Source organism: Streptomyces sp. NBC_01471 (assembly GCF_041438865.1).
In the GTDB taxonomy this organism is placed as follows: Bacteria; Actinomycetota; Actinomycetes; order Streptomycetales; family Streptomycetaceae; genus Streptomyces.
This window is the reverse complement of the sequence record NZ_CP109450.1, coordinates 3,740,184-3,764,763: the sequence shown is the minus strand read 5'-3', so window position 1 is coordinate 3,764,763 and position 24,580 is coordinate 3,740,184. Positions and strand designations below refer to the sequence as shown.

Genomic DNA, 24,580 nt, shown 5'->3' with positions numbered 1-24,580 from the left:
GGACGCGGCTGCGGGTGTGCGCTGGTGGGAGGCGAGCGGAAGGAATCTGCCATGGCCACACCGACAACACTCCGCGGACACCGGCGGGCCCACCGTCGCCCGGCGGCGCGCGGTCACCTCCCGGTGGCCGCCGTGGCGGTGCCCGTAGTCCTCGGCATCGTCTACGGCCTCTACACCGCGTTCATCCTCAGCTCCTCGTCCGACAACGCGTTCACCACCGCCAAGACGGTGCTCAGCATCGTCTCGGGCCTGGTGCTCGCCGTGCTGGCCTTCGGTTTCGGCCGCATCCAGCACGCGCTGCCGCGCGAGGCGAGGGCGGCCGGGTACGGCGTGCTCATCGGCGGAGCGATGGGGTTCCTGTACTCGATCACCGGGGAGAGCGTCCTGTTGTCGTCCTTCATCGGTGCGGGGTTCGGCATCGGGGCCCTGATCACGACGTTCTACCTGTTCTACACACACGAGGACTGACCTCACACCGGCCACCTCACACCGGCCACCCCGCGGCCCGGCACCGCTCACCGAGGGCGGGCCGCCGACGGCGGGCGCGGGGTCCCGTCGTCGGCGGCCAACTCCACCAGTGCCAGGGCGACGAGCACGGACAGGACGATCCCCACCACGACGCCCGCCGTGGGCCGGTCCCACACCAGGTAGACGGCGAGCGCGACGGCCACCACCGTGCCGTTCAGCCAGGCCCTGGCGCGCAGCACCCGGAGCCCGGCGCGTCCGGTGCGCAGGCCCAGGGCGTCGCGCACGGCGCCGACGGAACCCCGCCACACCGTCCGGACCCGCACCGCGGCCCGGCCGGGGCCGCCCAGCCAGGCGGCGAGCGCCACCACCGCGCCCAGGACGGCGATCATGCGGACCGCTGTCCGCAGGAAGGCCGTCAGCGCGTCGATGACGGCGGCCGCCGCGGGCTCCGGGATGTCGGCGGGCAGCCGGTCCAGATACAGGCTGCGGAGGACGGCGAGCGCCAGGCCGAGCAGCAGCGCACCGGCGGCCACCGCCAGGCCCGCCGTGACCAGGGCGCGCCGTCTGCGGACCGCGAGGAGGATGCCGGCCGCCGCGATCAGGACGGTCACCAGCGGCAGCCAGAGCCCGCCGATCCGCAGCAGCCGGAAGGCCGTGCGCGCCCGGCCCACGGCCTCGGAGTCCAGCACCGTGAACCGGGTGTGCACCGTGGGGATCTTCGACGCGATGGTCAGCCCGCTGTCCACGAGCCGCTGTTTCGCGGCGTCCGTCACGGGCGCCAGATCGATGGTGAGCGGGCTGCCCCGGTCGCTGGTCAGGGCCTTCTCGGCGGCCGTGTGCGCGGTCCTGTTGAGCTGGACCCAGACGCCGGTGAACGCGCCGCTGCCGACGAACCCAGCGACCGTGCTGTGCACCAGTTCCCTGAGCCCCGAGGCGATCGGCTTGTTCAGCGCACCGATGGCCAGCTCGATCTCGGCCCGTTCCGCGGGCCCGACCGACTTGAGCAGCGCGTCCACACTGACGTACTTCACGACGGCGTCCGTCGCCCGGTCGGTCACGGCCGACCGCACGGCCGGGTCCGAGGCCAGCGGCCGCATCACCGCGACATACCGGTCGGTGTCGCCGACCACGTCGCGCGTCCAGACGGCGACGGTGGAGACCGGGGTGAGGATCCCGGCGACCACGATCAGCAGGACGGCGAAGAACGACCGCACCCGGCGGCCCGGCGAACGCCCCTGAGGCGCGGCGGTCGCGGTCCGCAGCCCGCCGAGTCCGCCCGCGCCGTCGTCCGTCACGTCTCCAGGGGATGCCACCGGCCGGTGGCCCGCACTCCGGACGGCGCCATTCGGCCATTTCCGCCGCGCCCCGGATCGGTACCGCGCCACCGGGCCTCGCCCCCGGGTGTCCGGGCGAGGCCGGATCCTGCACTATCCGTTTCCTTGGTCGCCGAGCGCTGAGACGATGGCCGGAAAGCGGCCGGGAAACGGGAGGAACACATGGCAGAGGTCTTCATGCGCCGGCTGACCAGGTGGCAGGCCGAACAGCAGCGGGAGGCCCTGGCGGACACCTATGTCGAGGCCTACCGGGGCCCGCGCGGTGAGGAGTTCCACGACCGCCAGCAGTTCCTGGAACGCTTCGCCGAGGACATGCAGCGCCCCGGCTTCGACATGATGGTCGCCGACGGCCGGTCGCTGGCCGGATGCGCGTACGGATACGTCCTGGAGCGGGACGGCGGCCTCTGGCGGGGCTTCCGCGGGGGGCTCCCGGTGGACATCGAGGAACTGACCGCGTCCGGGCAGGTGTTCGTGCTGGCGGAGCTGATGGTGCAGCCGTCCCACCGGCGGCAGGGGATCGCCACCCGCCTCGTCGGCCAGCTGCTGGTGCGTTCGCGGGCCGCGCTGGTCGCCGCCCTGGTGGAGCCGGAGAACGAACCGGCCAGGCGCGCGATGCAGGGGTGGGGCTGGACCCGCTTCGGCGATGTGCGGCCGCGTGAGCCGCAGGAGCCCCTGGAGCCGGCGCAGCCGCAGCCCACGTACGAGGCGTGGAGCCGCGCCATCGAGCACGCGGGCAGCGCGGGGTAGGGGGAACAGCAGGGGGCGAGGGGGGCTCACAGCCAGCCGTTGCGGCGGAACCCCCGGTACATGAGCAGGCAGGCGGCGGCGATCACGGCCATGGCCAGGGGATAGCCGTACTCCCAGCGCTGCTCCGGCATGTGGACGAAGTTCATGCCGTACACCCCGCACACCATGGTCGGTACGGCGACGATGGACGCCCACGCGGTGATCTTCCGCATGTCCTCGTTCTGCTCGATGCCCACCTGCGCCAGATGGGCCTGGAGGATGGAGTCGAGCAGTGCGTCGTACGCCGCGGTCTGCTCGGCGATCCGGGTGACCCGCCCCGCCACGTCGCGGAAGTACGTCCTGATGTCGTGGGTCATCAGCGGCAGCGGCTGCCGGGCGAGCAGTTTCTCCAGCGGGCGGCAGAGCGGCACCACCGCCCGCCTGAACTCCATCAGTTCCCGCTTGAGCAGATAGATCCGCCCGGCGTCGCCGCTCGCCGCCTGCTGCGAGAAGACCGTGGACTCGACGGCGTCGATGTCGTCCTGCACGGCGTCGGCGACACAGGCGTACTGCTCGACGACGTGGTCGGCGATGGCGTGCAGCACGGCCGCCGGCCCCTCGGCGAGGTGGCCGGGGTCCGCCTCCAGGGCCTCGCGGAGGGGCCCGAGCGAGCCGTGCCGGCCACGCCTGACGGTGAGGACGAAGTCGGCGCCCGTGAAGACCACCAGCTCCCCGGTGTCGACGATCTCGCTGGTGGTCGTCAGCTCCTGGTGCTCGACGTAGCCGACGGTCTTCAGCACGGCGAAGAGCGTGTCGCCATAGGTGTCGATCTTGGGGCGGGGATGCGGGCGCAGCGCGTCCTCGACGGCGAGCCGGTGCAGCCCGAACAGTTCCCCGAGCGCGGCGAGCTCCGTCTGCTGCGGCTCGTGCAGTCCGATCCAGACGAAGCCGCTGCCCTCCGCCCTGACCCGGCGCACCGCCTCGTCGGCCGGGCAGTCGCCCGGCTGCCGGACCCCGTCCCGGTAGACCACGCAGTTCACGACCGCGCTGCCGAGCGGGGAGCGTACGGGGTGGCTGAGATCGACCGTGCGCTGGTGAGGGAGCCGCACGGTACGGCGCAGGGTGCGGAACATCGGCATGGGTGGCTGCTCCTTCGGCGGACCGCGAGCCAGTGTGCCACCGCAGGTCCCCGCGGGTGGGGGCGGTACCGGCCGAGCCGCCTCACAGCCCGGCACCGTCAGCCCCGCGGCGGCTGCCGCCTCACAGCCCCGCGGCGGCGGCCGCCTCCCGGAACACCGCCTCCAGCATCGGCCGGGTCAGCCGTCCGGTGTTCACATTCCGCTGGCTCGGGTGGTAGCAGCCGAAGAGCCGCAGCTCGTCGCGGCCGTCCGTACCGGCGAGCACCACCTGCGCGCCGTGGCCGAACACCGGCCGCGGCCGGGGCAGCAGCCAGCCCGCATCGGCGAGTACGGGCAGCAGGGCCTGCCAGCCGAAGCCGCCGAGCGCCACCACCGCGCGCAGCCCGGGGCGCAGCAGCGCCAGCTCCGCGGCCAGCCACGGCCGGCAGGTGTCGCGCTCCTCGGTGGTGGGCTTGTTCTGCGGCGGCGCACAGTGCACCGGGGCGGCCATCCGTACGCCCCGCAGGGTGAGCCCGTCGTCGGCCGCGGTGGCGGTCGGTTGCGAGGCGAGGCCGACGGAGTGCAGCCCCGCGACCAGGAAGTCGCCCGCCGGGTCGCCGGTGAACATCCGCCCGGTCCGGTTCCCGCCGTGTGCCGCGGGTGCCAGACCCACCACGGCCAGCGCGGCATCGGCGGGGCCGAAGCCGGGGACCGGCCGCCCCCAGTACTCCTGGTCCCGGTACGCGGCCCGCTTCTCCACGGCCACCTGCTCCCGCCAGGCGACCAGCCGGGGGCAGGCGCGGCAGCCGGTCACCTGGGCGTCCAGGGCCCCGAGATCGGCGCAGCCGGGCGCACGGCGGGCGGGGAAACGCCGGTCGTCGGCGCTGGGCTGCGGCTCTGGTGCTCCGGACTCCGACTCGGCCATCCCGCCACGGTACGGGGCGCGCGCCCACCGGCCGCGGCGGCGCGAAAAAACCGGTCGCCGGGCGGGGCGCGCGCCGGTAACCTCACGTGCTCCGCCGCGGCGGATGCGGCGGGCCCGGCAGGGTCGGAGAAATTCAGAGAAATTCAGAGAAATTCAGAGAAAGAGGAAGACGATGCGGCAGTTCCACGGAGTCATCAGGCCGTCTCTCTCTTCCCACCCCACTGAGGACCTCTGTGCCCGACGCCATCCTGAATCCCGGAACGACCCTGAACCTGGGCGTGCTCGCCCACATCGACGCGGGTAAGACCAGCCTCACCGAACGGCTGCTGCTCGACAACGGCGCCATCTCCGCACTCGGCAGCGTCGACGCCGGAAGCACGCAGACGGACACCGGTGAGATCGAGCGGGAGCGTGGCATCACGATCCGTTCGGCGGTGGCACCCTTCGCCGCCGGGGGCCGGCAGATCAACCTGGTGGACACCCCGGGCCACCCGGACTTCATCGCCGAGGTCGAGCGGGCGCTGTCCGTGCTCGACGGCGCGGTCCTCGTGCTGTCCGCCGTCGAAGGCGTACAGGCGCAGACCCGTGTCCTGCTGAGGTCGCTGCGCAGACTGCGGCTGCCGACCCTGCTCTTCGTCAACAAGATCGACCGTGCGGGCGCGCGCTCCGACAGTCTGCTGGCCGACATCCGCGCCCGGCTCACACCGGACATCCTCGCCATGAGCACGGTGCGGGACGCGGGTACGGCAGCCGCCCGGACGGCCGTACGGGCGCTGGAGCGGCCGGAGTTCCGCAGGGAGGCCGCCGAGGCGCTCGCCGAACACGACGACGCCCTGCTGGCCCGCCTCGTGGCGGGCGAGCTGCCACCGGCGGACGGCGTACGCGCCCTGCTGGCCCGGCAGTGCGGGGCCGGGCTGCTGCACCCGGTCTTCTTCGGCTCGGCCCTGACCGGCGAGGGCATCGCCGCGCTCACGGACGGCATCACGACGCTGCTGCATCCGTCGCGTACCGTTCCCGCGCACTCCGGGCCGGGCCCGCAGGGCACGGTCTTCGCCGTCGAGCGCACGGGCACCGGGGAGAAGGCCGCGTACCTCCGGCTGTTCTCGGGAGAGGTACGCGAACGGCAGCGCGTCACCTACTGGCAGCGTGAACCCGGCGGCCGGCAGGCCGAGTTCAGCGGCCGGATCACCGGCATCGACGTCGTGCGCGTCCCCGGCGCCCCGGACAACCGCACTGCGCACGGCGCCGCGGGCGGGACGGCCGGCCGGCGGCTGACGGCGGGCAGTATCGGCCGGGTGCGCGGTCTGCCCGGCATCCGGGTCGGTGACCGGCTGGGCGAGCCCGAGGACCGCCCGGAGCAGTTCCACTTCTCCCCGCCGAGCCTGGAGACGGTCGTACGGGCATGCCGTCCCGGGCAGGAGGCGCGGCTGCACGCGGCCCTGCTGGCGCTCGCGGACGAGGACCCGCTGATCCGCACCCGGGCGGCGGGCGGCGGCGCGACCTCCGTACTGCTCTACGGCGCCGTGCAGCAGGAGGTGCTCGCGGCGCGACTGGAGCGGGACTTCGGCGTGGAGGTGCGGTTCGAGCCGGTCCGCCCGGTGTACTTCGAGCGGCCGGAGGGCCGGGGCGAGGCGGTCACCGAGATCGACCGGCGCGGCCCGAACGACTTCCTGGCGACGGTCGGTCTGCGCGTGGAGGCCGCTCCGCGCGGGGCGGGTGTCACCTTCGTGCGGGAGGTCGAGCTGGGCGCGCTGCCCCGCGCGTTCCACCGCGCCATCGAGGAGTCCGCGCTGGGGGCCCTGCACCAGGGTGTGTACGGCTGGGAGGTGACCGACTGCGCGGTCACGCTCATCCGGACCGGTTACGTGGCACCGCTCACCGTCGCGGCGCACTTCCGGCATCTCACGCCGCTGGTCCTGATGCGCGCCCTGCAGCGGGCGGGCAGCCGGGTCTTCGAGCCGTACCAGGCGCTGGAGGCGGAGATCCCGGAGGACGCCCTCAACGCCGTCGTCGGCGCGCTCGTCCCGCTCGGAGCCGAGGTCACCGGCTCCACCGAGGCCGGCCCGTCCTGGAGGGTCACGGCGGACCTGCCGGTCAGGCGGGTGCAGGAGTTCCGGCAGGCGCTGCCGGGCCTGACCCGCGGGGAGGGCGCGATGTGGTCCCGCCCGGGGCAGGACCGGCCGGTGCGCGGCCCGGCGCCGACCCGGCCGCGCACCGACGGCAATCCGCTGAACCGGGAGGAGTACCTGAGGTTCCTCGCCGACCGCAGCCTCGCCGACTGAGGTACTGGCCGGGGTGGCCGTGTACGGGGCCGTAACCCGTCCGTACAGGGCGCTGCGCGGCGCATTACCCTGCCGAGCATGATTCGCGCTGTGGTGTTCGATGTCGGTGAGTGTCTTGTGGACGAGACCCGTGAGTACGGGACCTGGGCTGACTGGCTGGGGGTGCCGCGGCATACCTTTGCGGCCATGTTCGGGGCGGTCATCGCGCAGGGGCGGGATTACCGTGAGACGTTCCAGGAGTTCCGGCCGGGGTTCGACCTGGCCGAGGAGCGGGACAGGCGTGCGGAGGCCGGTAAGCCGGAGTGGTTCGGCGAGGACGATCTCTATCCGGATGTGCGGCCGACGCTGGCCGGGCTGCGCGAGGCTGGTCTCTGGGTCGGCATCGCCGGCAATCAGACGGTGCGGGCCGGGGGTCTGTTGCGTGGGTTGGATCTGCCGTCCGATCTCATCGCCACGAGTGATGACTGGGGTGCGTCGAAGCCGGACGTGAAGTTTTTCGAGCACGTCATCGAGGCGACGCCTGCCGAGCCGGGCGAGATTCTGTACGTCGGCGACCGGCTCGACAACGACATCCGCCCGGCCGTGCAGGCGGGGCTGCTGACGGCGCTGATCCGGCGGGGCCCGTGGGGCAGGATCCAGCAGCGTGATCCGGACGCGGCTGCGATCACCACGATGCGGATCGATTCGCTGGCGGAGCTGCCGGAGAGGATCGCCGGGTTCAACGCTGGAGAGCGCTGACCGTCGTCCCCCAGTCGTAGAGCCGGTCGTCGAAGTCCCGGACGCACTGCTCGTTCTGCCACGGAGCGAGCGTGCGCCGCACTTCGCGCACGCGGTCCATGCCTGTGGCGTACCAGGTGGCGGCGAGCTGGTCGAGGGCCTGGCCGGCGTAGTGGCATGCCTCCTGCGGATTGCTGTCGGCCGCTGCCACCGCGGCCAGGTCTCCGAGGACGACGGTGCGTTGCTTGGCCGACTCGGGCGGCAGGTCTTCGAGGACCTGCTGAAGGGTCTCGCGGGCCTGAGGGAGGTGGCCTGCTTTGAGCTGGGTGTTGCCCTTGAAGGCCGCCAGGCGGGCGGGGCCGAACCAGTCCATCCACACGGGAGTGGTGTGCTCGGAACCGGCGGTGAGGATGTCCTCGGCGTGGCTGATGAGGTTCAGAGCGGTACGGGTGTTGCCGCAGCGGGTCTCGCACTCGGCTTCGACGGCGTCCAGCCAGGCGTGGAACTCTGCGGATGCGGGGCCGCGGCGGGCGTAGGTGCGGGCCGCCACCATCCGCTCCACTGCCGTCTCGCGCTCGCCTGCCCAGCCCGGGATGAAGGCCGTGTGCGCGAGGATGGCTGAACCCAGGAGCGGATCGTCCGCCTCACCGGCGGCCTGGAGGGCGCGCAGCAACGTGTCTCCGGCCTGGTCGGGTTGGCGGAGGTCGAAGAATTCAATGCGGCCTGCCAGCAGGTAGGACTCGGCGAGTGCGGCTGCGAGCCGGTGCCTGGCGGGTTCGACCGTCTCGGGCAGAAGCGCGCAGCCCAGCCGCGCGTGTTCCAGGATCGCGGGGTGCAGCGTGGCCGGCGCGACGGACCAGTACAAGTGCCGATGGGAACGGGTCACGGCTTCGAAGTTGGCTCCGACGCTGGTCGGTTGTGTGATCGCGACGGATTGGGTGGGCACCGTCGCCAGGCGCGTGCCGGGCATGGAACGGGCCTTCGAGATCGGGCGGGGCTGACCGTCCGGATGTTGTCCTGAGCCCCAGGGAGCGGTGAAGCCGAGATCTTCGGCGTCCTGACCCAGCAGATGGGTGAGTACGCGACGGACGTCCGGCTGGGGCCACGGCGGATTGTCGGACTCCCACCGCCGGACCTGGCGGACACCAACGGCCAGCCCCCGGATGCCGAGTTGCGGCGCGTCGCTCGTGATGGCGTCCGCGAGGGCCTGCTGCGAGTTGTAACCAGCCGCCACCCGGGCGGCTTTGAGGCGAGTGTTGCCTATGGGACGGGACATGACTCCTCCGTGGTATCGGAACCTCAACCTGAGGCTCTCACGCTACGTCCCCTTCGCAGCACCAACCCATCAACCAGGTGAATGGAAGCCCTCTTGGAGTCCTCTGAGTGACCCTTTGAAGTCCTCGAATAGGACGTAAGGCCTCGCGAGGATGACACCTCCGCACATTCAAGCCTCAGTGCTCAGTGAGGAGTTGTCCCTTCGTGTCACAAGAGACCCCGGAACCACCCACGATGCGCACGGCAGGAAGCTGCGAGATCCAGGGCGCCGGATTCCGCTGGGACGCCGTACGCGTGCCTCGAAGCCTCGGGGCGCGTGTGCTGGTCGCTCTCGGTTCTCGTAGCGGTGCTGTGATCGAAGATCCGCGTGAACCGGCCCTCTACTGGTTCGTACGGACGGGCACCGCGGCCGTCTGGGACGTGCCTGACACGCGGCCGCTCGGCCTGTCCCAGCACCTTGTCGTCCCTCCGCCGCATCGCATGCGCGGGCCGGGTCCCCACTGGCGGATCAGTCCCGGGGACGGCCCCATGCTGACGGACGCCCAGGTCCTTCATTCGGCAGTCGAAGGCGTGACAGCTCCTCTCCGAGCACCAGTTACGGAGACGGCATGACCACTTCCCTGTACTCGGGCCCCTCACGGCAGCGATTCGGCGCGTCGGTCACGGCCGCACGCCCGGGCCGTGACCTCCTCGGCATGGTTCTCGGCGTCATATGGGCCCTCGGCTCGCTCGTCGCCGTGGGCGGGCTTGCCTACGTCACCCAGCACAGCCCGGCGCCGGTGCAGACGGGCAGCGCAGCCGCGTCCGTCCCTGACTCGGCTATCAGTTCCTGACCCGGTCAGTACACGGGCCAGTTGACCGGGCCCACCCCAGCCAGATCCCTCCCTCCAGGCCACCGGCTTGCCATGCCGAAGGAGCAACGTCACATGTTCCAGCACCGCGCTTTACGGAACGTCAGCGATGACGTTCCCATCCATGTCTCGATGGACCGGACACTGCGCGTCAAAGTCATCGACGCATGCGGTATGACGTGCACGTTCTGCCATAACGAGGGAACTCCGGTCAGCGCCGACAACCACCCGCGCTGGCCCGAACGTTTCACCCCGACAGGCCCCTCGGGGCGAACCTCCCTTTACGCCGCCACCAATGGGGCCCGCTTCACCAGCGCCCCCGTCATCCCGGACGAGGCGTTCCGCGGCGCCCTCACTCAACTCCGCGACGCACTGGACTTCGACGAGGTCCACCTCACCGGCGGGGAACCGACCCTGCACCCCAAGCTGCCGCAGATCGTCGCGCTCGCACGGCAGGCCGGCTACTCGGCCAGTGTCACCTCGAACGGTGAGAACGGTGTGAGGTCCTTGTCCGGCTGCGTGGACGCCGGGCTTCGACATGTCAACTTCTCGATCTTCGGCACTACCCCTGACGAGCTTGCGCAGGTTCAGAGCACACGGTTCAGGGTGCGGGCACTGGCAGCGCGCAAGATCGAAGCGCTGGAGGACTCGATCCGCGTCGCTGTGTCGCTCGGCATCGGAGTGCGGGCGAACGTCGTCATCCCCGATCACACCCACGTACAGCGGGTCCACCGGCTGCTGGAGAAGTACTCGCCGAGATTATCCGTGCGCATACTGACGTCGCTGGCTGACGGTGATGCGTCCCTTGACGCCGTCGATCTCCTCCTGGCCGAGCTTGGTGCCGTCCCACAGGAAGTCCGGCTGATCGCAGGTACGTCAGGCTTCCGCATCACCTATCAGCTTCCATCGGGCCGGCAGCTCGTGGTGAAGCACATCCGTTCCCTGCGGCTGCCCGATACATGTACCGGCTGCAGGTTCAACAACAGCGTTGACTGTCATGAGGGTTACTACGGGGTGCGCCTTTACCGCGATCCGGACGGCACCTTCCACGTCGGCGTGTGTATTCAGCGCATGGACCTGTGCCTGCCCGTGGAAGAGTTCGTGGACAGCGACGCGTGCACCGAGATCAGGAAGATGCGCGAGCAGGACCTGCATGACCTGACCGCGTAGAAGTGAACCCTAGAGAGAGCGAGGACGCTGTGGCCCAGCACGAATACGAAGCCAAGTTCCTGGAGATCGACGCGGACGCCGTACGCGACCGCCTGCGAGCGGCCGGGGCCGAGCGGGCTTTCGACAAGACCATGTTCACCCGCCTGATCTTCGAGAACGACGCCGTCCAGGGCGAGCAGTGGCTGCGCCTGCGTGACGAGGGCGGCAAGACCACGCTCACGCTCAAGCAGGTCACCGACGCCACCCACATCAACGGCACCACGGAGATCGAGATCGAGGTGAACGGCCTGGAGCGGACCGCGGAACTCCTCGCGGCCCTGGGCCTGCGTCAGGTCCGGTACCAGCAGAACTACCGCGAGGAATGGCAGCTCGACGGCGTCACCTACGACTTCGATACCTGGCCGGACCTCCCCACCTTCCTGGAGATCGAGAGCAGCTCCGAAGAGGCCGTACGCAAGGCGGTGGCCTCGGTCGGACTCGACTACACCGAGGCCCGCTTCGGCAGTATCGATCTGATCTACACGAGCGAGCGGGGCAGGGACATCCTCGCCGAACCCACTCTGCTCTTCGCCTGACGCCTTGCCCCCTGCCAGTTGCCGCATCGGGTGCCCGCCTGCGACCCAACAGGCGGGCACTGGGCCTACATCACACGGCGTTCACCCAGGTGTACGCAGAAATCGCTTCTGCCGGGCCGACGAGCCCGTGCGGGATGGTGCTGATCCATTGGACGATGTTCGCGAGATTAACTCCCCGTCCGCTCATGCACACCGCTGACGCAAACGACGGGCCGACCGGGGGGGAAAAATGTGCGCTGCCCCTCCCGGCCGCCCCGCCTCAGCCGAGCGGCTTGTCCAGGACCGCCTTGCGGTGACTGAACGTCTCCAGTGAGTACCGGCCGTGGTAGCGGCCCATCCCACTCTCGCCCACCCCGCCGAACGGCAGGTCGGGCACGGTGAGATGGGCCACCGGCAGGCCGAAGCCGAGGCCGCCCGACGAGGTCTCCGTGGTGAGCCGGTCGCGGGTCAGTACCGACTCCGTGAACGCGTACAGCGCCAGCGGCTTGTCCCGGTCGTTGATGAACGCGATGGCCTCGTCCAGCCCGTCGACCTCGACGACGGGCAGGATCGGCCCGAAGATCTCCTCGGCCATCACCGGTGAGCCGGGCGCCACTTCGGCGAGCACGGTGGGTGCCAGATAGCGCTGCGCACGGTCGCTGTCGCCGCCGACCACGACCCGCCCCGAGCCGAGCAGACCGGTCAGCCGGTCGAAGTGGCGTTCGTTGATGATCCGGCCGTAGTCGCCGGAGGTGGCCGGGTCGGCGCCGAACAGCTCGCGTACGGCCGAGGCCAGCGCGCCCTCCAGCTCCCGGGCGGTCGCGGGGTCGGTGAGGACGTAGTCCGGGGCGACGCAGGTCTGGCCCGCGTTGAGGAACTTGGTCGAGACGAGCCGGGCGGCCACCGCCGCGAGGTCCGTGCCCCGGTCGACGAACGCCGGTGACTTGCCGCCCAGTTCCAGCGACACCGGCGTCAGATGCTCGGCGGCGGCGCGCATCACGATGCGGCCCACGGTGCTGTTGCCGGTGTAGAAGATGTGGTCGAAGTGCTCTTCGAGCAGGGCAGTGGTCTCCGGTACCGCTCCCTCGATCACGGTCACCGCGTCGCGGTCGAGATAGCGCGGCAGCAGCCCGGCGATGGCCCGCGAGGTGGCGGGGGCCACTTCACTGGGCTTGGCGACGACGCAGTTGCCCGCGGCGAGCGCCCCGGCCACCGGGGCCAGGAGCAGCTGGAGCGGATAGTTCCAGGGGGCGATGACCAGGACGACCCCCAGCGGGTCCAGCACCGTCCAGGCGCTCGCCCCGCCGAGGTGTTCCGGTACGTCGACGGGCTCGGGCCGCAGCCAGCCCTCCAGCCGTTCCAGGGTGTGGTCGATCTCGCGCACGGTGAAGTCGATCTCCGTGCGGAACGCTTCGCGCTCGCTCTTGCCCAGGTCGGCGTGGAGCGCGGCGGCCAGCTCCTGGCGGTGCCCGGTCAGCATCGCCCGCAGGCCGTGCAGCTGCTCGGTGCGCCAGGACAGCGTCCTGGTCCGGCCGGTACGGAAGGTGGCACGCAGCCGGGCGACGGCTTCGGCGGGCTTCTCGGTGGGCTGCACGGATGCTCCTTGGTTCGGTTCGGTTCGGGTTGATCCGGTTCGGTTCGGTCCGGTCCGGAAGGCCTGGTTCAGGTATTTGTATTTACCAACAATCTGGGGAAGCGGCTTCTTCCCTCGCCGTCCGGGCGGCCTCCCGATGCCCGCTCGGAGGGAAATACACGCCTCGGGCAACCGAATAGTCCTCCGTTCGGGTACGCGTTGTGTCATTCGGCCTCAGCGGACGGGCCTTGCGTCCCCCTCTTGCCCAAGGCTCGGGAAGACACCCGTGCTGTCCGGCGCGGGGAAGGAGATGGGACGCGATGGGTACCGATCACATCGACACCGGGTTGTTGAAGGAGCTGACCGAGCAGTCGCAGGATTTGAACAGCGACGCGCTCCGGGTGACGAACTCCGCTCTGGCGGATTTCGCCGAAACGGCCGAATCTTCGAGCCGCCGCTGGTGGCAGCGCCGGGGGACTCTGCTGGGAGCCGCGGGTGCGGCGACCCTGCTGGGTGCCGGACGCGCCGCGGCCGCGTCGAGCACTGACGTCATGGCACTTCAGACAGCTGCTTCGATCGAGAACCTGGCGGTGAGCGTGTACCACACCGCTGCCGGGCTGCCGTTCATCAAGACCGGCAACAAGACCGTGCTGGCCTTCATCACGAAGACGGCGCAGCAGCACACCGCACACGCCCAGGCGTTCAACGCCGCCGCCAAGAAGGCCGGCGGCAAGGAGCAGACGGGCACGGACCCGAAGTACGCGGCGGTCGTCAAGAAGACCCTGCCGACGATCAAGACCCCGGCGGACGTGGTCAAGCTGGCCATCACGCTGGAGGACGTCGCGGCGCAGACGTACACCAAGAACATCGGGCAGGTCCACGACACGAACCTGCGGCAGCTCTTCGCCTCGGTCGCGCCGGTCGAGGCCCAGCACCGGGCCACGCTGCTGGCCGTGCAGGCCCTGCTGGCCGACGGGAAGACGAACCTCATCGCGATCCCCACGGACGTGGCGAAGCTTCCCGCCAACATCGGCAGCGTCGGCTTCCCGGACGCCTTCTACCCCACCAAGATGGCTTCGCCGGTCAGTGAAGGGGCCGTCAAATGAGCAGCAGCAGGGGCAGCTGGGAGCTGCCGATCAGCGAGGGCGAGATGTCCCGTCTGACGGGCGAGATGGACGAGGCGCACCGGGCCACCCTGCCCGTCATGGCCGCGTCCGCCCGCGACCTGTCGACGGAGCTGAAGGACCTGGAGGCCTCCGGTCCCGACCCGGTCCACGAAGAGCGTGTGCACGTGGCGCGCCGCCGCTTCCTGGCCGGCGCCGGTGCGTCCGCGGCCATGCTGGCGCTCGCCGCGTGCGGCGGGAAGTCGGACACCTCGCCGACCGGTGGAAGCGCGTCCGGCTCCCCGTCGACCGGCGCTTCGGCGTCCTCGTCGGGCGGGGCCGGCAAGTACACCGGTGACCTGAAGGTCGTCGCCCTGGCGGTGGCCCTGGAGAACCAGGCCGTCGCCGCCTACCAGGCCGCTCTCAAGGCGGCCAACGCGGGCAAGCTCGGCAAGGTGCCGCCGGCGGTCGCGACGTTCATCCAGACCGCGATGGCGCAGCACAAGGACCACGCCAACGCGTGGAACGGCGTGCTCTCCAGCGCGGGCAAGCCCAAGATCACCGGTGTGCCGCTCTCCAGCCAGCCCGCTGTCACCAAGGCGCTCGGCCAGGTCAAGGACGTCACCGGGGTGGCCAAGCTGGCTCTCCAGCTGGAGGACCAGGCCACCGAGACCTATGTGTTCGCGACGTTCAACGTCAAGAGCATGGGCGGGGTGAACACGGCGGCGACCATCGCTCCGGTCGAGGCCATGCACGCGGCGATCCTGCACTATGTGCTGGGCCAGTACCCGGTGCCGGACGCCTTCATCGGTACGAAGAAGGCCGCAAGCCCCAGCCTGCTGACGGTCTGACTCCGCCCGCCCGTCCCCTTCCGGCTCCCCGGCCAGGCGCGTACCCCCCCCACGCGCCTGGCCGGGGCCGGGCCGGCCGCACCGAGACCACCGGAGACACGATGCTCACCCGTACCCGCAGACCGCGTGTGGCGGTCGCCGCAGCGGCGCTGTGCATGCTGACCGCCGTCACCAGCTGTTCGGACAGCGGGTCGAAGTCCTCTTCGCCGTCGTCCACCACGCCCACGACCGCTGCCTCCACGGCGAGCGGCAAGGGCACCCAGATCACGATCAAGAACTTCAAGTTCACGCCCGCCGCCCTGTCCGTCGCCCCGGGGACGAAGATCACGGTGACGAACAAGGACTCGACGACCCACACCCTGACGGCCACCGGCAAGAAGGCGTTCGACACGGGTGACATCGCCGCCGGGAAGACAGTCACCTTCACGGCGCCGTCCGCCAAGGGCAAGTACCCCTACATCTGCACCATCCACCAGTACATGAAGGGCTCGCTCACGGTCAGCTGACCCGCGGCCCGTGCTCACCGCAGCGTGCTGAGCCGGTGGCGCTCGCTCCCGACTGCGCCTGCTTTCGATCTTTCGACCGTGCTGACTCGTCTGTGCTTACTCGACCGTGCTGATTCGACCGTGCTTACTCGACCGTGCCGGGAAGGGGCCCCATGCCGTCCGATCCCTCGCTTGCCGAGCCGCCGGACCCCGCGCCCCGTCCGGGCCGCCGGTATCTGCGGGCGCTGCTCTGTGTGCTGGCCGCCGCGGGTCTCGCGGTCGACGCCTATGTGCACGCGCACCTCGCCGACCGGTACGACCCCGTCTCGGCGAGCATCAGCCAGGGCACGCTCTTCCGTATCGAGGCCGGGCTGGCCGCGTTCGCGGCGCTGCTCGTGCTGGTCTGGCGGCGTGCCGTGACCGACGCGTTCGCCTGGCTGGTCGCGGCGGGCGGCCTCGCGCTGCTGCTCGTCTACCGGTACATCAACGTCGGCAAGCTGGGCCCGGTGCCGAACATGTACGAGCCGGTCTGGTTCGGTGACAAGTGGCTCACGGTGATCGCGCAGGCCGTGACCATCGTCGCGGCCACCCTGCTCCTGCTCACCGGCTCCTACCGCCGCCGCTTCACCGCCCGCCGCCGGAGCCGTCGCCGGGTCGAGTGACCGCGGACGGCTCGGCCACGGATTCCACCGATTCAGCGGCAGGCGGCGGGGACTGCGCGGCCGGTGACCCCGGCCGGGCCGCGGACCGTACCCAGCGCAGCGTCACCGCACTGAGCAGCGCCACCGCGACCAGGCCGCCGCAGTAGAGGGTCAGGCCGTTCCACGCTCCCGCGGAGTAGGCGATACCGCCCACGGAACCGCCGACCGCGCTGCCGATGTAGTAGAAGAACAGGTAGACCGCCGCGCCCTACACCCCCAGCACGGTGGACCGCCCGCCGACCCAGCCGCTGGCCACCGCGTGGGCCGCGAAGAAGCCCACGGTGAAGATCACCAGGCCGGGGATGACGGCGCCGAGGTGCGGTACGAGCATCACCACGAGCCCCGCGATCGTGACGAACAGCGCGGGCAGCAGCACGCGGGGGCGGCCGTACCGGTCGACCAGCCGGCCGGCGGCGGCCGACGAGAACGAACCCGCGGTGTACGCGATGAAGAGCAGCCCCGCCGTCGTCTGGGACAGGTTGAACGGTGCCTCGATGAGCCGGAACCCGAGGTAGTTGTAGACGGTGACGAACGCGGCCATCGCCACGAAGCCGATCAGATAGAGCCTGAGCAGGGCGCCGTCCGGCAGCGCCCGTCCGATCGCGGACGCCAGCGCGCGCGGCCTGGCCTCCCGGCGGACGAAGCGTACGGAGGCGGGCACCGTCAGATGGAAGACCCCGGCGGCCACGGCGGCCACCGCGCCGACCGCGCCGATGGCCCAGCGCCAGCTGCCGGTCAGGTCCAGCACCCCGTCGGCGACGAGGCGGCCCGCCATCCCGCCGATGCCGTTGCCCGCCACATAGAGCCCCATGGCCTGGCCGAGCGACTCGCGGTGCACCTCCTCGGCCAGGTACGACATCGCCGTTGCCTGGAGCCCGGCGAGCGCGAGGCCCTGGAGGACCCGGAAGACCAGCAGCGTCGGGTAGTTGGGCGCGAAGGCCGCCGCGATGCCGAGCAGCGCCGCCGCGCCCAGCGCCAGGCTCATCATCCCGGTCCTGCTCCACGCGTCGGAGAGGGCGGTCAGCGGCACCACGGCGACGGCCATGGCGGCGGTCGAGACCGAGATGGTCAGTGACGAGGCCGCGGGGGACAGGTCGAAGTGGGTGGACAGGGCGGGCAGCAGGGCCTGGACGCAGTACAGCGTCATGAACGTGGTCATCCCGGCGGCGAAGAGCGCCCCGGTGGCCCGGCGGAAACCGGGTGTCCCCCGCGTGTGCGCGGCAGGCGATATGTGCGGGTCAGTCACCGGACGACGGTAGGCCGGACGCTGTTCATGCGTCCAATGCATGGATGCCCGATGTATGTTCCGTATATGGAACACCGATCGTACGGTTCCGGCCGCCCCGCACCCGTACTTCCCCCATCGGCAGCGCCCGGCGCGCTGCCGATGGAGGCCGCGCTCCTGTCGGCGCCGCTGCTGGGGATGTGCCCGGACCTCGTGCGGTTCGTGACGGTGGCCGGTCTGGAGCATCTCTCCGCCGCGGCGAGCGAGCTGGGCACCCCGCAGTCGACGGTCAGCCGCAGTGTCGCCCGGCTGGAGGCGGCCGTCGGTACCCCGCTCTTCGACCGGGAGGGCCGGGGGCTGCGGCTGACCCGGCAGGGTCGCGCCTTCCTGGCCCGGGTGCAGCGGGGCCTGGAGGAGATCGCGACGGGCTGCGAGGAACTGCGGCTGGCCACCGACATGCCGGGCACCGTCGCCCTGGGCTTCCTGCCCGCGCTCGGCTCGGCCCCGGTGCCGCTGCTGGTCAGCTGGTTCCGGGACCGGCACCCGCAGGTCCGCTTCCAGCTGGTCCAGGACAACGCGCAGGGTCTGCTCGACCGGCTGCGCGCGGGCGAGGTCGATCTCTGCCTGACCTCGCCGCTGCCCGACGAACCGGGCATCACCACCCTGCCCGTCGCCGCCGAGCCGCTGAGCCTGGTCGTCCCGGCCGGCCACCGGCTGGCCCGGCGGGGCCGGGTCCGGCTGGCCGAAGCGGAGCACGAGGACTTCGTGATGGCCGCCTCCGGCTACGGCCTGCGCCGTCTGGTCAACAGCCTCTGCACCGCCGCCGGTTTCCCGCCGCGCGTCGCGTTCGAGGGTGCCGAGATCGCCACCATCCGGGGCTTCGTCGCGGCGGGCCTCGGAGTCGCGGTGCTGCCCCCGTCACCGGTCCGGGTCCCCGGTCTCGTGGACCTGCCGCTCGACGACCCGGGCGCCTCCCGCACGGTCGGCCTGACCCGGGTGACGGGCCGTACCCGCACCCCCGTCGTCAGCGACTTCATCGACCTGGTGCTGAGCCGGGCCCAGGAGTGCTTCGGCGGCCCGGCGCCGGGCCAGGGGGCTGTCGGGTGACCTCTGAGCCCGTCCGGGGCCGTCCGTAGGGGCCCCTGAGGCGGGGGGTACCCCCCGCCCGCGGCCTCGTGCCTGTCGTATGGGCACGGTCGTTCGGTTCAACAACCCTTGTCCCCATGACCAGTTACGCCCGCAGGGGCCTCTTCCGCGCACTGTCCGCGACAGCCGTCGCCGCCGCTCTCACCGCCACCGCCGTACCGGCCGCACACGCCGGGGCGGTGCCCGCAGCCGCAGCCGCACCGGTCCCCTCGCTCGCCTGGCGGGACTGCGCCCGGCCCGGTGGCCCCGCCGACCAGGAGTGCGCCGAGCTGCCCGTACCGCTCGACTACCGCCGTCCGGACGGGCCGCAGCTCACGCTCGCCGTGTCCCGGCTGCGCAGTGACCGGCCGGCCGCGCGGCGCGGGACGCTCATCGTGATCCCCGGGGGGCCCGGCTCGTCCGGGGTACAGCGGCTGACGCAGAAGGGGGCGGCGCTGCGCGGGCAGTTGGACGGCGCGTACGACATCGTCAGCCTCGATCCCCGTGGCGTGGGCGGCAGTACGCGGGCGGGCTGCGGGCTCGACGCGGCCGACCGGCATCTGGTGACGCTCCGGTCCTGGCCCGCCGCGGACGGCGGGATCGCGGCGAACACCGCGAGATCCCGGCGGACCGCGGAGGCGTGCGCCCGCAACGGCGGCGCGGTCCTGCGCAGCCTCACCACGGCCAACGAGGTGCGCGACATCGACCGCTTCCGGCAGGCGCTGGGCGAGGAGAAGCTGTCGGCGTGGGGGGTGTCGTACGGGACGTACGTCAGTGCCCAGTACGCGCAGAAGTACCCGCAGCACACCGACCGCTGGGTCCTGGACAGCAGTGGCGACCCCGACCCGTCGCGGGTCGGGCGCGGCTGGCTGGCGAACGCGGCGGTCGGCGTGGAGGACCGGATGCCCGACTTCGCGGCCTGGGCCGCCGATCCGGCCAGGGCGGACGCGGGGCTGCGGCTGGCCCAACGGCCCGCCGAGGTGCGGCCGTTGTTCCTCGCCCTGGCCGCGAAGCTGGACCGGGAGCCGAAGGAGACGACCACCCCGGGCGCCCCGCTGACCGGCACGCTGCTCCGGCAGGCGCTCCAGACCGCGCTGTACGGGGAAGACGCGTTCCCGCAGCTGGCCCGGCTGATCGAGGCCGCGCAGGACCCGGCCGCGACACCTGTCCTAACCCCCGATCTGGCGCAGGCCATGACCGACGAGGACGCGGCGGTCTCGATCGGGGTGATCTGCAACGACGTGCGCTGGCCGGGTCCCATCTCCTCGTACGGGCCCGCGGTGGCGGCCGACCGGGCCGCCCACCCCCTCACGGCGGGGATGCCGGTGAACGTCACGCCCTGCGCCTTCTGGAAGGACGCGCCGGCCGGGCAGCCCGCCCGGATCACCGACCGGGGCCCGTCCGACATCCTGATGATCCAGAACCGCCGGGACCCCGCCACCCCGTACTCCGGCGCCCTGAAGATGCGCGCCGCGCTCGGCGGCCGGGCCCGCCTGGTGACGGTCGACAGCGGCGGGCACGGCTCCTATCTGGGCACCGGGAACGACTGCGGTGACCGCACCGTGACGCGGTTCTTCACCACGGGGCAGCGGCCGGAGCACGACACGGAGTGCGCGGGCTGAGCCGGACGGAGCCCCGCTGAGCTGTGGCGGGGCCCTGTCCGGCCGGTCTTCGTGGGCCCGCGACGCCCGGCACGACACCTCGCCACGTTGTCGGAGTCGCCCTGATCCGCTTGCTTGGAGAGCACTCCAGGGTCATAGCGTTTGAGACAGCTGAACCGAACACCCAACGCGTCGACGCGTCATCCCACACGATCAACTGGAAAGACGGCAAGTGGCAGACCACCGATTCACAACGCATGCAGAACTTTTCGATCTGCGTGGAAAGCGCGCGCTCGTCACCGGTGGCACCCGAGGCATCGGAATGATGATCGCGCGCGGCCTTCTCCAGGCGGGCGTCCGCGTGGTCATCAGCTCACGCAACGCAGAAGCGTGCGCTCAGGCGCAGGAACAGCTGTCCACATTTGGTGAGGTGCGAGCCATCCCCGCCGACCTGTCCCGCCACGACGAGTGCCGGCGACTGTCCGACCTCGTCACCGCCGGCTCGGAGCCTCTCGACATCCTCGTCAACAACGCGGGCGCCATATGGGACGAGCCGCTGGCGACGTTCCCGGACGCGGCCTGGGACACGGTCGTCGACCTCAACCTGAAGGCGCCGTTCTGGCTGGTCCAGGCGCTGCTGCCCGCACTTCGCGGGGCGGGCACCGCCGACGATCCCGCACGGATCATCAACATCGGCAGCATCGCCGCCATCCACATCCCCCAGCGGCCCAACTACTCGTACTCCAGCAGCAAGGCCGCACTGCATCAACTCACCAGAGTGCTCGCCAAGGAACTGGGACCGCAGCACGTCACCGTGAACGCCGTGGCGCCGGGACCGTTCCCGTCGACGATGATGGCCGCAACCCTCGATGAGTTCGGCGAGGCGATCGCGGCGGCGGCCCCACTGGGCCGGATCGGCCGCGACGACGACATGGCGGGTGTCGCCGTGTTCCTCGCCAGCCGGGCAGGCGCATACCTGACAGGCGCCGTGATCCCCGTCGACGGCGGCATCGCCACAACCGCGTAGGCCGGCCAGGCTCTTATTGCGAAAGTTGATCCTGATCGTTGATGGTCACGTCCCGGGGGACGTGGGGATCTGACGAACGGCCAGTGGGCCCGACTTGAGCCGCTGTTGCCGCGGGGCATCAAGTCGGGCCGTCCGCCGGTGTGGACGCGGCGGCAGCTGATGGACGGCATACGGTGGCGGACCCGGACGGGTGCTCCCCGGCGTGACGTGCCGGAACGCCACGGGCCGTGGGACCGGGTCCATGACCTGTTCCGGGCTGTAGCCACGAGGTATGGCGGGCTCGCGGGCCGCTACGGGACGACCGTGCTGGTCGCAGTCCTCAACGAGCGGCTGTGACCAGCACTTTCACAACGGACCCTAGTTGGCCGGGATGCAGCTGGGCAGTTGGTGTACCAGCTTGACGGCCAGCCCCGACACCGGGCCGCTCTTCGAGTCCGGGATGAACAGCAGGTGGTCCCCCGGGACGATGGCACCGGGCTTGAAGTCGCGGGTCCCGTTGCTGTGGAAGCCGGACCGCGGCGCCACCTTCAGGAGGCTGCCGTGCGGGCTGGTGTCGGGGCGGCCCGTGGTGGAGCAGGAGGCCGAGGGCACCAGCACCTTCGCGGGGATGCCCGCCTTGTCCAGCGCGGCCTGCAGGCCGGGAGCGCCCTTCAGGTTGAACAGTTGCACGGAGACCAGGCCGCCCGCCTTGGCCTGCACGGCGTAGTCGGCGTTGACGATGTGGAGGCCCCCGGCGGCCGCGGTGCCCTGCGAGTCCGGTGCGGCCGACGCGCCGGTGCCCGTGGTGCTGTGCGGTGCCGACGCGGTCTGGTGTGCGTCCTGCGACCCGGACATCTGCGGCACCGCGACCGCCACAGCGGCGGCCGCGGCGGCGAGGCCCACCGTGAGAGCCACCCGGCGGCGGGGCGCGGGGAGCCGGAGCAGGGTGCGGTGGCCGGTGGGGGCGGACAGGGAGGTGGCGCGGGCGTTCAGTTCGGCGGCGAGCTGCTGCTTGAAGTGCACGGGGGCGTTCACTGGGTGGCCTCCAGAAGGGTGTCGTGGGTGACGGCATGGGACTGGCCGGCGGTGCGCAGGACCTTGCGGGCGCGGTGCAGCCGTACCCGGGCGGTGGTCGAGCTGATGCCCAGCGCCTGTGCCGCCTCTCGGATCGGGAGCCCGTCCAGGACGACCAGGTCGAGCACCTGGCGCAGCGGTTCGGAGAGGCCGGCATGGGCGGACGCGAGCTGCCGGGCGGCGCGGCCGGCGTCGATCCGCGCTTCGATGGCGGTGACGTCCTGGTCGTCCAGCAGCCGCCGCCCGCTGATCCGGGCGACCGCCTGCTGCTCGCGTGCGCTGCCGTGGAAGTGGGCGTGGATGACGTTGCGGGAGATGCCGTAGAGCCAGGCGACGGGTGCGCCGCGCCGGGTGTCGTAGGTGTGCGCGCCCTCCAGGGCGGCCACGAAGATGTCCGCGGTCAGGTCGGCGGCGAGGTGCGCGTTGTCGACGCGCCTGGTGACGAAACCGAGCACAGTGTCGAAGTGCTGCTCGTAGAACGCGGCGAACCCGGCCGGGTCCCGCGCGGGTGGTGCTATCGGATGCTCCGCTGGCACGGACGGCTCCTCAGGAGAGGTCAAAGGTGCGATGCCTTACACCCCGTACTAGTCCGCGGCGCCGAAAAGCGTTACATCCGCAGCCCGCAGTTCCCGCCCCTGCGCGACGAAAGCATGCCCCCGCCCCGCCGCGGGGCGTTGGGGCAGGGGCAGGGGCAGGGGCAGGGGCAGGGGGGCGCGGCACCGGTACGTCGCCCGGGCCGCGCGGTGCCGTGCCGGCGTCGCGGCCCGCGAAGACCGACCGGACGGGCTCTAGTCGTGCGCGGCCAGCAGGTGGTCGAGGCGGGCGTCCGGGAACGCCCGCTGGAAGGAGTTGGCCTGCCACTTGTCAGGGAAGAGCGCCAGCACCTCCTTGTCGCGGACCCGGGTCAGCGCCTCGCCCTGGACCAGCCGCGCGCTGTTCAGCGCCTCGCCGCCCGCCGCGTCCGTCGACCTGGCCAGGTGGTACGGCAGGAACTCAAGACGGACCGGCGAGGAGAACTCGCCCGCCATCCGGTGCGTCACCACGTCGAACTGCATCGGCCCCACCGCCGCGAGCACCGGCGACTGGTCCCCGCGCCGGTCCGAGACCAGCACCTGGACCACGCCCTCCTCGTCGAGCTGGGCGATCCCGCGCCGGAACTGCTTGGAGCGGCTGATGTCGACCGGGCGTACGGCGGCGAAGTGCTCGGGCGCGAAGGTCGGCATCGGCGGGAACATGGCGGGCGGTCCGTCGTACAGCGTGTCGCCCACCCGGAGCGCCGCCGCGTTGCCCAGGCCGACGACGTCGCCGGGGTAGGCGGTGTCGACCATCGAGCGGTCCTGGCCGAAGATGCTGTGCGCGTACTTGGTGGCGAACGGCCGCCCGGTCGCGGCCCGGGTGACGGTCGCCCCCCGCTCGAAGACCCCCGAGCACACCCGCAGGAACGCGATGCGGTCCCGGTGCGAGGGGTCCATGTTCGCCTGCACCTTGAAGACGAGACCGGAGAAGGGCGAGTCGACCGGGCGGGCGCCGCCGCCCTCCATCTCGCGGGCGTACGGTGCCGGGGCGAGATCCACGATCGCGTCGAGCAGCAGCCGTACACCGATGTTGGAGACCGCCGCACCGAAGAAGACCGGCGTCGACGTGGCGCCGAGGAACGTCTCCGGGTCGAATTCGGCGCCCTCGGCCTGGAGCAGCTGGAGCTCCTCGGTGGCCTGCTCCCAGCGGTCGCCCTCCTCGGTGGCGGCCTGCTCGGCCGAGATGATCTCCTCCTCGGCCTGGTGGGCGCCGCCGGGCGCGCGGGTGTAGCGCAGCATCCGCTCGGGCGAGCGCGCGTCGATCAGACCGCGCATCTCACCGGCCTCGCCGACCGGCCAGGTCACCGGTGTGGGCCGGACGCGCAGCTCGCGCTCGATCTCGTCGAGCAGTTCCAGGGCCTCCCGGCCCGGCCGGTCCCACTTGTTGACGAAGGTGATCACCGGGATACGGCGGTGCCGGCAGACGTCGAAGAGCTTGCGGGTCTGCTCCTCCAGGCCCTTGGCCGCGTCGATGAGCATCACCGCGCAGTCGACCGCGGCGAGCACCCGGTAGGTGTCCTCGGAGAAGTCCGCGTGACCGGGGGTGTCGAGGAGGTTGAGCACATGGCCGCGGTGGTCGAACTGGAGCACAGCCGACGTCACGGAGATACCGCGCGCCTTCTCCATCTCCATCCAGTCGGACGCGACCGCGCGCCGCCCCGACTTTCCGTGCACGGCGCCCGCCTCGGTGATGGCGTGCGCGTGCAGGGCCAGGGCCTCGGTGATCGTCGACTTGCCCGCGTCCGGGTGGCTGATGACCGCGAAGGTCCGCCGCCTGGCGGCCTCGCCCGCCGCCCCGCTCACACCGGCTCCGCCGGGGGAGTCCCCATTGCCCGCGGAAG

At 71.5% G+C, this 24,580-nt stretch carries 25 protein-coding genes; 15 read left to right on the top strand and 10 right to left on the bottom strand.

The window, feature by feature from the left end; genetic code table 11:
• Positions 1-51: 51 nt before the first annotated feature.
• The gene (locus tag OG285_RS16480; protein WP_371791394.1) at positions 52-468 is read left to right on the top strand and encodes a hypothetical protein; all 417 of its coding nucleotides are present in this window, start codon (positions 52-54) and stop codon (positions 466-468) included.
• Between the two features lie 47 nt (positions 469-515).
• Here the strand turns inward: OG285_RS16480 and OG285_RS16475 are convergent, their stop codons facing one another.
• Complete coding sequence (locus OG285_RS16475; RefSeq protein ID WP_371791393.1) at positions 516-1,763, bottom strand: hypothetical protein; 1,248 nt, start codon at positions 1,761-1,763, stop codon at positions 516-518.
• 201 nt (positions 1,764-1,964) lie between these two features.
• Here OG285_RS16475 and OG285_RS16470 point away from each other — a divergent pair, with 201 nt between their 5' ends.
• Positions 1,965-2,549 carry a GNAT family N-acetyltransferase gene (locus OG285_RS16470; RefSeq protein WP_371791392.1) on the top strand — a complete coding sequence of 195 codons (585 nt, stop codon included), beginning with the start codon at positions 1,965-1,967 and terminating at the stop codon, positions 2,547-2,549.
• A gap of 26 nt (positions 2,550-2,575) precedes the next feature.
• Here the strand turns inward: OG285_RS16470 and OG285_RS16465 are convergent, their stop codons facing one another.
• Together OG285_RS16465 and OG285_RS16460 are read right to left on the bottom strand one after the other, a co-directional pair.
• Entirely contained in the window at positions 2,576-3,667 is a 1,092-nt protein-coding gene (locus OG285_RS16465; protein ID WP_356826637.1) for a magnesium and cobalt transport protein CorA, read from the bottom strand.
• A 121-nt stretch (positions 3,668-3,788) separates the two neighbouring features.
• A complete protein-coding gene (locus OG285_RS16460; protein WP_356826635.1) occupies positions 3,789-4,571 on the bottom strand; it encodes a uracil-DNA glycosylase in 783 nt (260 codons plus the stop codon).
• A 233-nt stretch (positions 4,572-4,804) separates the two neighbouring features.
• Between OG285_RS16460 and OG285_RS16455 the strand changes: the two genes are divergently transcribed.
• The gene (locus OG285_RS16455; RefSeq protein ID WP_371791391.1) at positions 4,805-6,853 is read left to right on the top strand and encodes a GTP-binding protein; all 2,049 of its coding nucleotides are present in this window, start codon (positions 4,805-4,807) and stop codon (positions 6,851-6,853) included.
• A 78-nt stretch (positions 6,854-6,931) separates the two neighbouring features.
• Complete coding sequence (locus tag OG285_RS16450) at positions 6,932-7,591, top strand: HAD family hydrolase (protein ID WP_371791390.1); 660 nt, start codon at positions 6,932-6,934, stop codon at positions 7,589-7,591.
• Here OG285_RS16450 and OG285_RS16445 read toward each other — a convergent pair.
• Positions 7,572-8,846 (bottom strand): transcriptional regulator, encoded by a 1,275-nt coding sequence (locus OG285_RS16445; RefSeq protein WP_371791389.1) that lies wholly within the window; start codon positions 8,844-8,846, stop codon positions 7,572-7,574. The two genes, OG285_RS16450 and OG285_RS16445, sit on opposite strands and share 20 nt — an antisense overlap.
• A 607-nt stretch (positions 8,847-9,453) precedes the next feature.
• On the opposite strand from OG285_RS16445, the gene OG285_RS16440 reads away from it, so the two are divergent.
• The 3 genes from OG285_RS16440 to OG285_RS16430 are packed head-to-tail and all read left to right on the top strand — an operon-like array spanning position 9,454 to position 11,441.
• A complete protein-coding gene (locus tag OG285_RS16440) occupies positions 9,454-9,678 on the top strand; it encodes a hypothetical protein (protein ID WP_371791388.1) in 225 nt (74 codons plus the stop codon).
• Positions 9,679-9,699: 21 nt separating this feature from the next.
• Entirely contained in the window at positions 9,700-10,866 is a 1,167-nt protein-coding gene (locus tag OG285_RS16435; RefSeq protein ID WP_371791387.1) for a radical SAM protein, read from the top strand.
• Positions 10,867-10,895: 29 nt separating this feature from the next.
• Complete coding sequence (locus OG285_RS16430) at positions 10,896-11,441, top strand: class IV adenylate cyclase (RefSeq protein WP_371791386.1); 546 nt, start codon at positions 10,896-10,898, stop codon at positions 11,439-11,441.
• A gap of 259 nt (positions 11,442-11,700) precedes the next feature.
• Here the strand turns inward: OG285_RS16430 and OG285_RS16425 are convergent, their stop codons facing one another.
• Entirely contained in the window at positions 11,701-13,014 is a 1,314-nt protein-coding gene (locus tag OG285_RS16425; RefSeq protein WP_371791385.1) for an aldehyde dehydrogenase family protein, read from the bottom strand.
• 299 nt (positions 13,015-13,313) lie between these two features.
• Between OG285_RS16425 and OG285_RS16420 the strand changes: the two genes are divergently transcribed.
• From OG285_RS16420 to OG285_RS16405, 4 genes are all read left to right on the top strand, one after another.
• Positions 13,314-14,099, top strand: coding sequence for a ferritin-like domain-containing protein (locus tag OG285_RS16420; protein ID WP_356826629.1), 786 nt, complete (start codon positions 13,314-13,316; stop codon positions 14,097-14,099).
• Positions 14,096-14,947 (top strand): ferritin-like domain-containing protein, encoded by an 852-nt coding sequence (locus tag OG285_RS16415; protein WP_371791384.1) that lies wholly within the window; start codon positions 14,096-14,098, stop codon positions 14,945-14,947. The genes OG285_RS16420 and OG285_RS16415 overlap by 4 nt, the downstream gene beginning before the upstream one ends.
• Positions 14,948-15,048: 101 nt before the next feature.
• Positions 15,049-15,453 carry a cupredoxin domain-containing protein gene (locus OG285_RS16410; RefSeq protein WP_356826625.1) on the top strand — a complete coding sequence of 135 codons (405 nt, stop codon included), beginning with the start codon at positions 15,049-15,051 and terminating at the stop codon, positions 15,451-15,453.
• A gap of 152 nt (positions 15,454-15,605) precedes the next feature.
• Complete coding sequence (locus OG285_RS16405; protein ID WP_356826623.1) at positions 15,606-16,094, top strand: hypothetical protein; 489 nt, start codon at positions 15,606-15,608, stop codon at positions 16,092-16,094.
• Here the strand turns inward: OG285_RS16405 and OG285_RS16400 are convergent.
• On the bottom strand, positions 16,057-16,287 hold the full coding sequence (locus OG285_RS16400; protein ID WP_371791383.1) for a hypothetical protein: 231 nt from the start codon (positions 16,285-16,287) through the stop codon (positions 16,057-16,059). The two genes, OG285_RS16405 and OG285_RS16400, sit on opposite strands and share 38 nt — an antisense overlap.
• A gap of 54 nt (positions 16,288-16,341) precedes the next feature.
• Complete coding sequence (locus tag OG285_RS16395) at positions 16,342-17,379, bottom strand: MFS transporter (protein WP_371791382.1); 1,038 nt, start codon at positions 17,377-17,379, stop codon at positions 16,342-16,344.
• 66 nt (positions 17,380-17,445) lie between these two features.
• Here OG285_RS16395 and OG285_RS16390 point away from each other — a divergent pair, with 66 nt between their 5' ends.
• From OG285_RS16390 to OG285_RS16375, 4 genes are all read left to right on the top strand, one after another.
• A complete protein-coding gene (locus OG285_RS16390) occupies positions 17,446-18,465 on the top strand; it encodes a LysR family transcriptional regulator (RefSeq protein ID WP_371791381.1) in 1,020 nt (339 codons plus the stop codon).
• 116 nt (positions 18,466-18,581) lie between these two features.
• Complete coding sequence (locus tag OG285_RS16385; RefSeq protein WP_371791380.1) at positions 18,582-20,105, top strand: alpha/beta hydrolase; 1,524 nt, start codon at positions 18,582-18,584, stop codon at positions 20,103-20,105.
• 211 nt (positions 20,106-20,316) lie between these two features.
• A complete protein-coding gene (locus OG285_RS16380; RefSeq protein ID WP_371791379.1) occupies positions 20,317-21,111 on the top strand; it encodes an SDR family oxidoreductase in 795 nt (264 codons plus the stop codon).
• 69 nt (positions 21,112-21,180) lie between these two features.
• Positions 21,181-21,447 (top strand): transposase, encoded by a 267-nt coding sequence (locus tag OG285_RS16375; RefSeq protein ID WP_371793552.1) that lies wholly within the window; start codon positions 21,181-21,183, stop codon positions 21,445-21,447.
• 21 nt (positions 21,448-21,468) lie between these two features.
• Here the strand turns inward: OG285_RS16375 and OG285_RS16370 are convergent, their stop codons facing one another.
• The 3 genes from OG285_RS16370 to OG285_RS16360 form a co-directional block, all read right to left on the bottom strand.
• A complete protein-coding gene (locus OG285_RS16370; protein WP_371791378.1) occupies positions 21,469-22,125 on the bottom strand; it encodes a hypothetical protein in 657 nt (218 codons plus the stop codon).
• Positions 22,122-22,700: an RNA polymerase sigma factor gene (locus tag OG285_RS16365; protein WP_371791377.1), complete on the bottom strand. Its 579-nt coding sequence runs from the start codon at positions 22,698-22,700 to the stop codon at positions 22,122-22,124. The genes OG285_RS16370 and OG285_RS16365 overlap by 4 nt, the downstream gene beginning before the upstream one ends.
• A gap of 252 nt (positions 22,701-22,952) precedes the next feature.
• Positions 22,953-24,542, bottom strand: a complete 1,590-nt coding sequence (locus tag OG285_RS16360) for a peptide chain release factor 3 (protein ID WP_356826609.1) — start codon at positions 24,540-24,542, stop codon at positions 22,953-22,955.
• Positions 24,543-24,580: the final 38 nt, after the last annotated feature.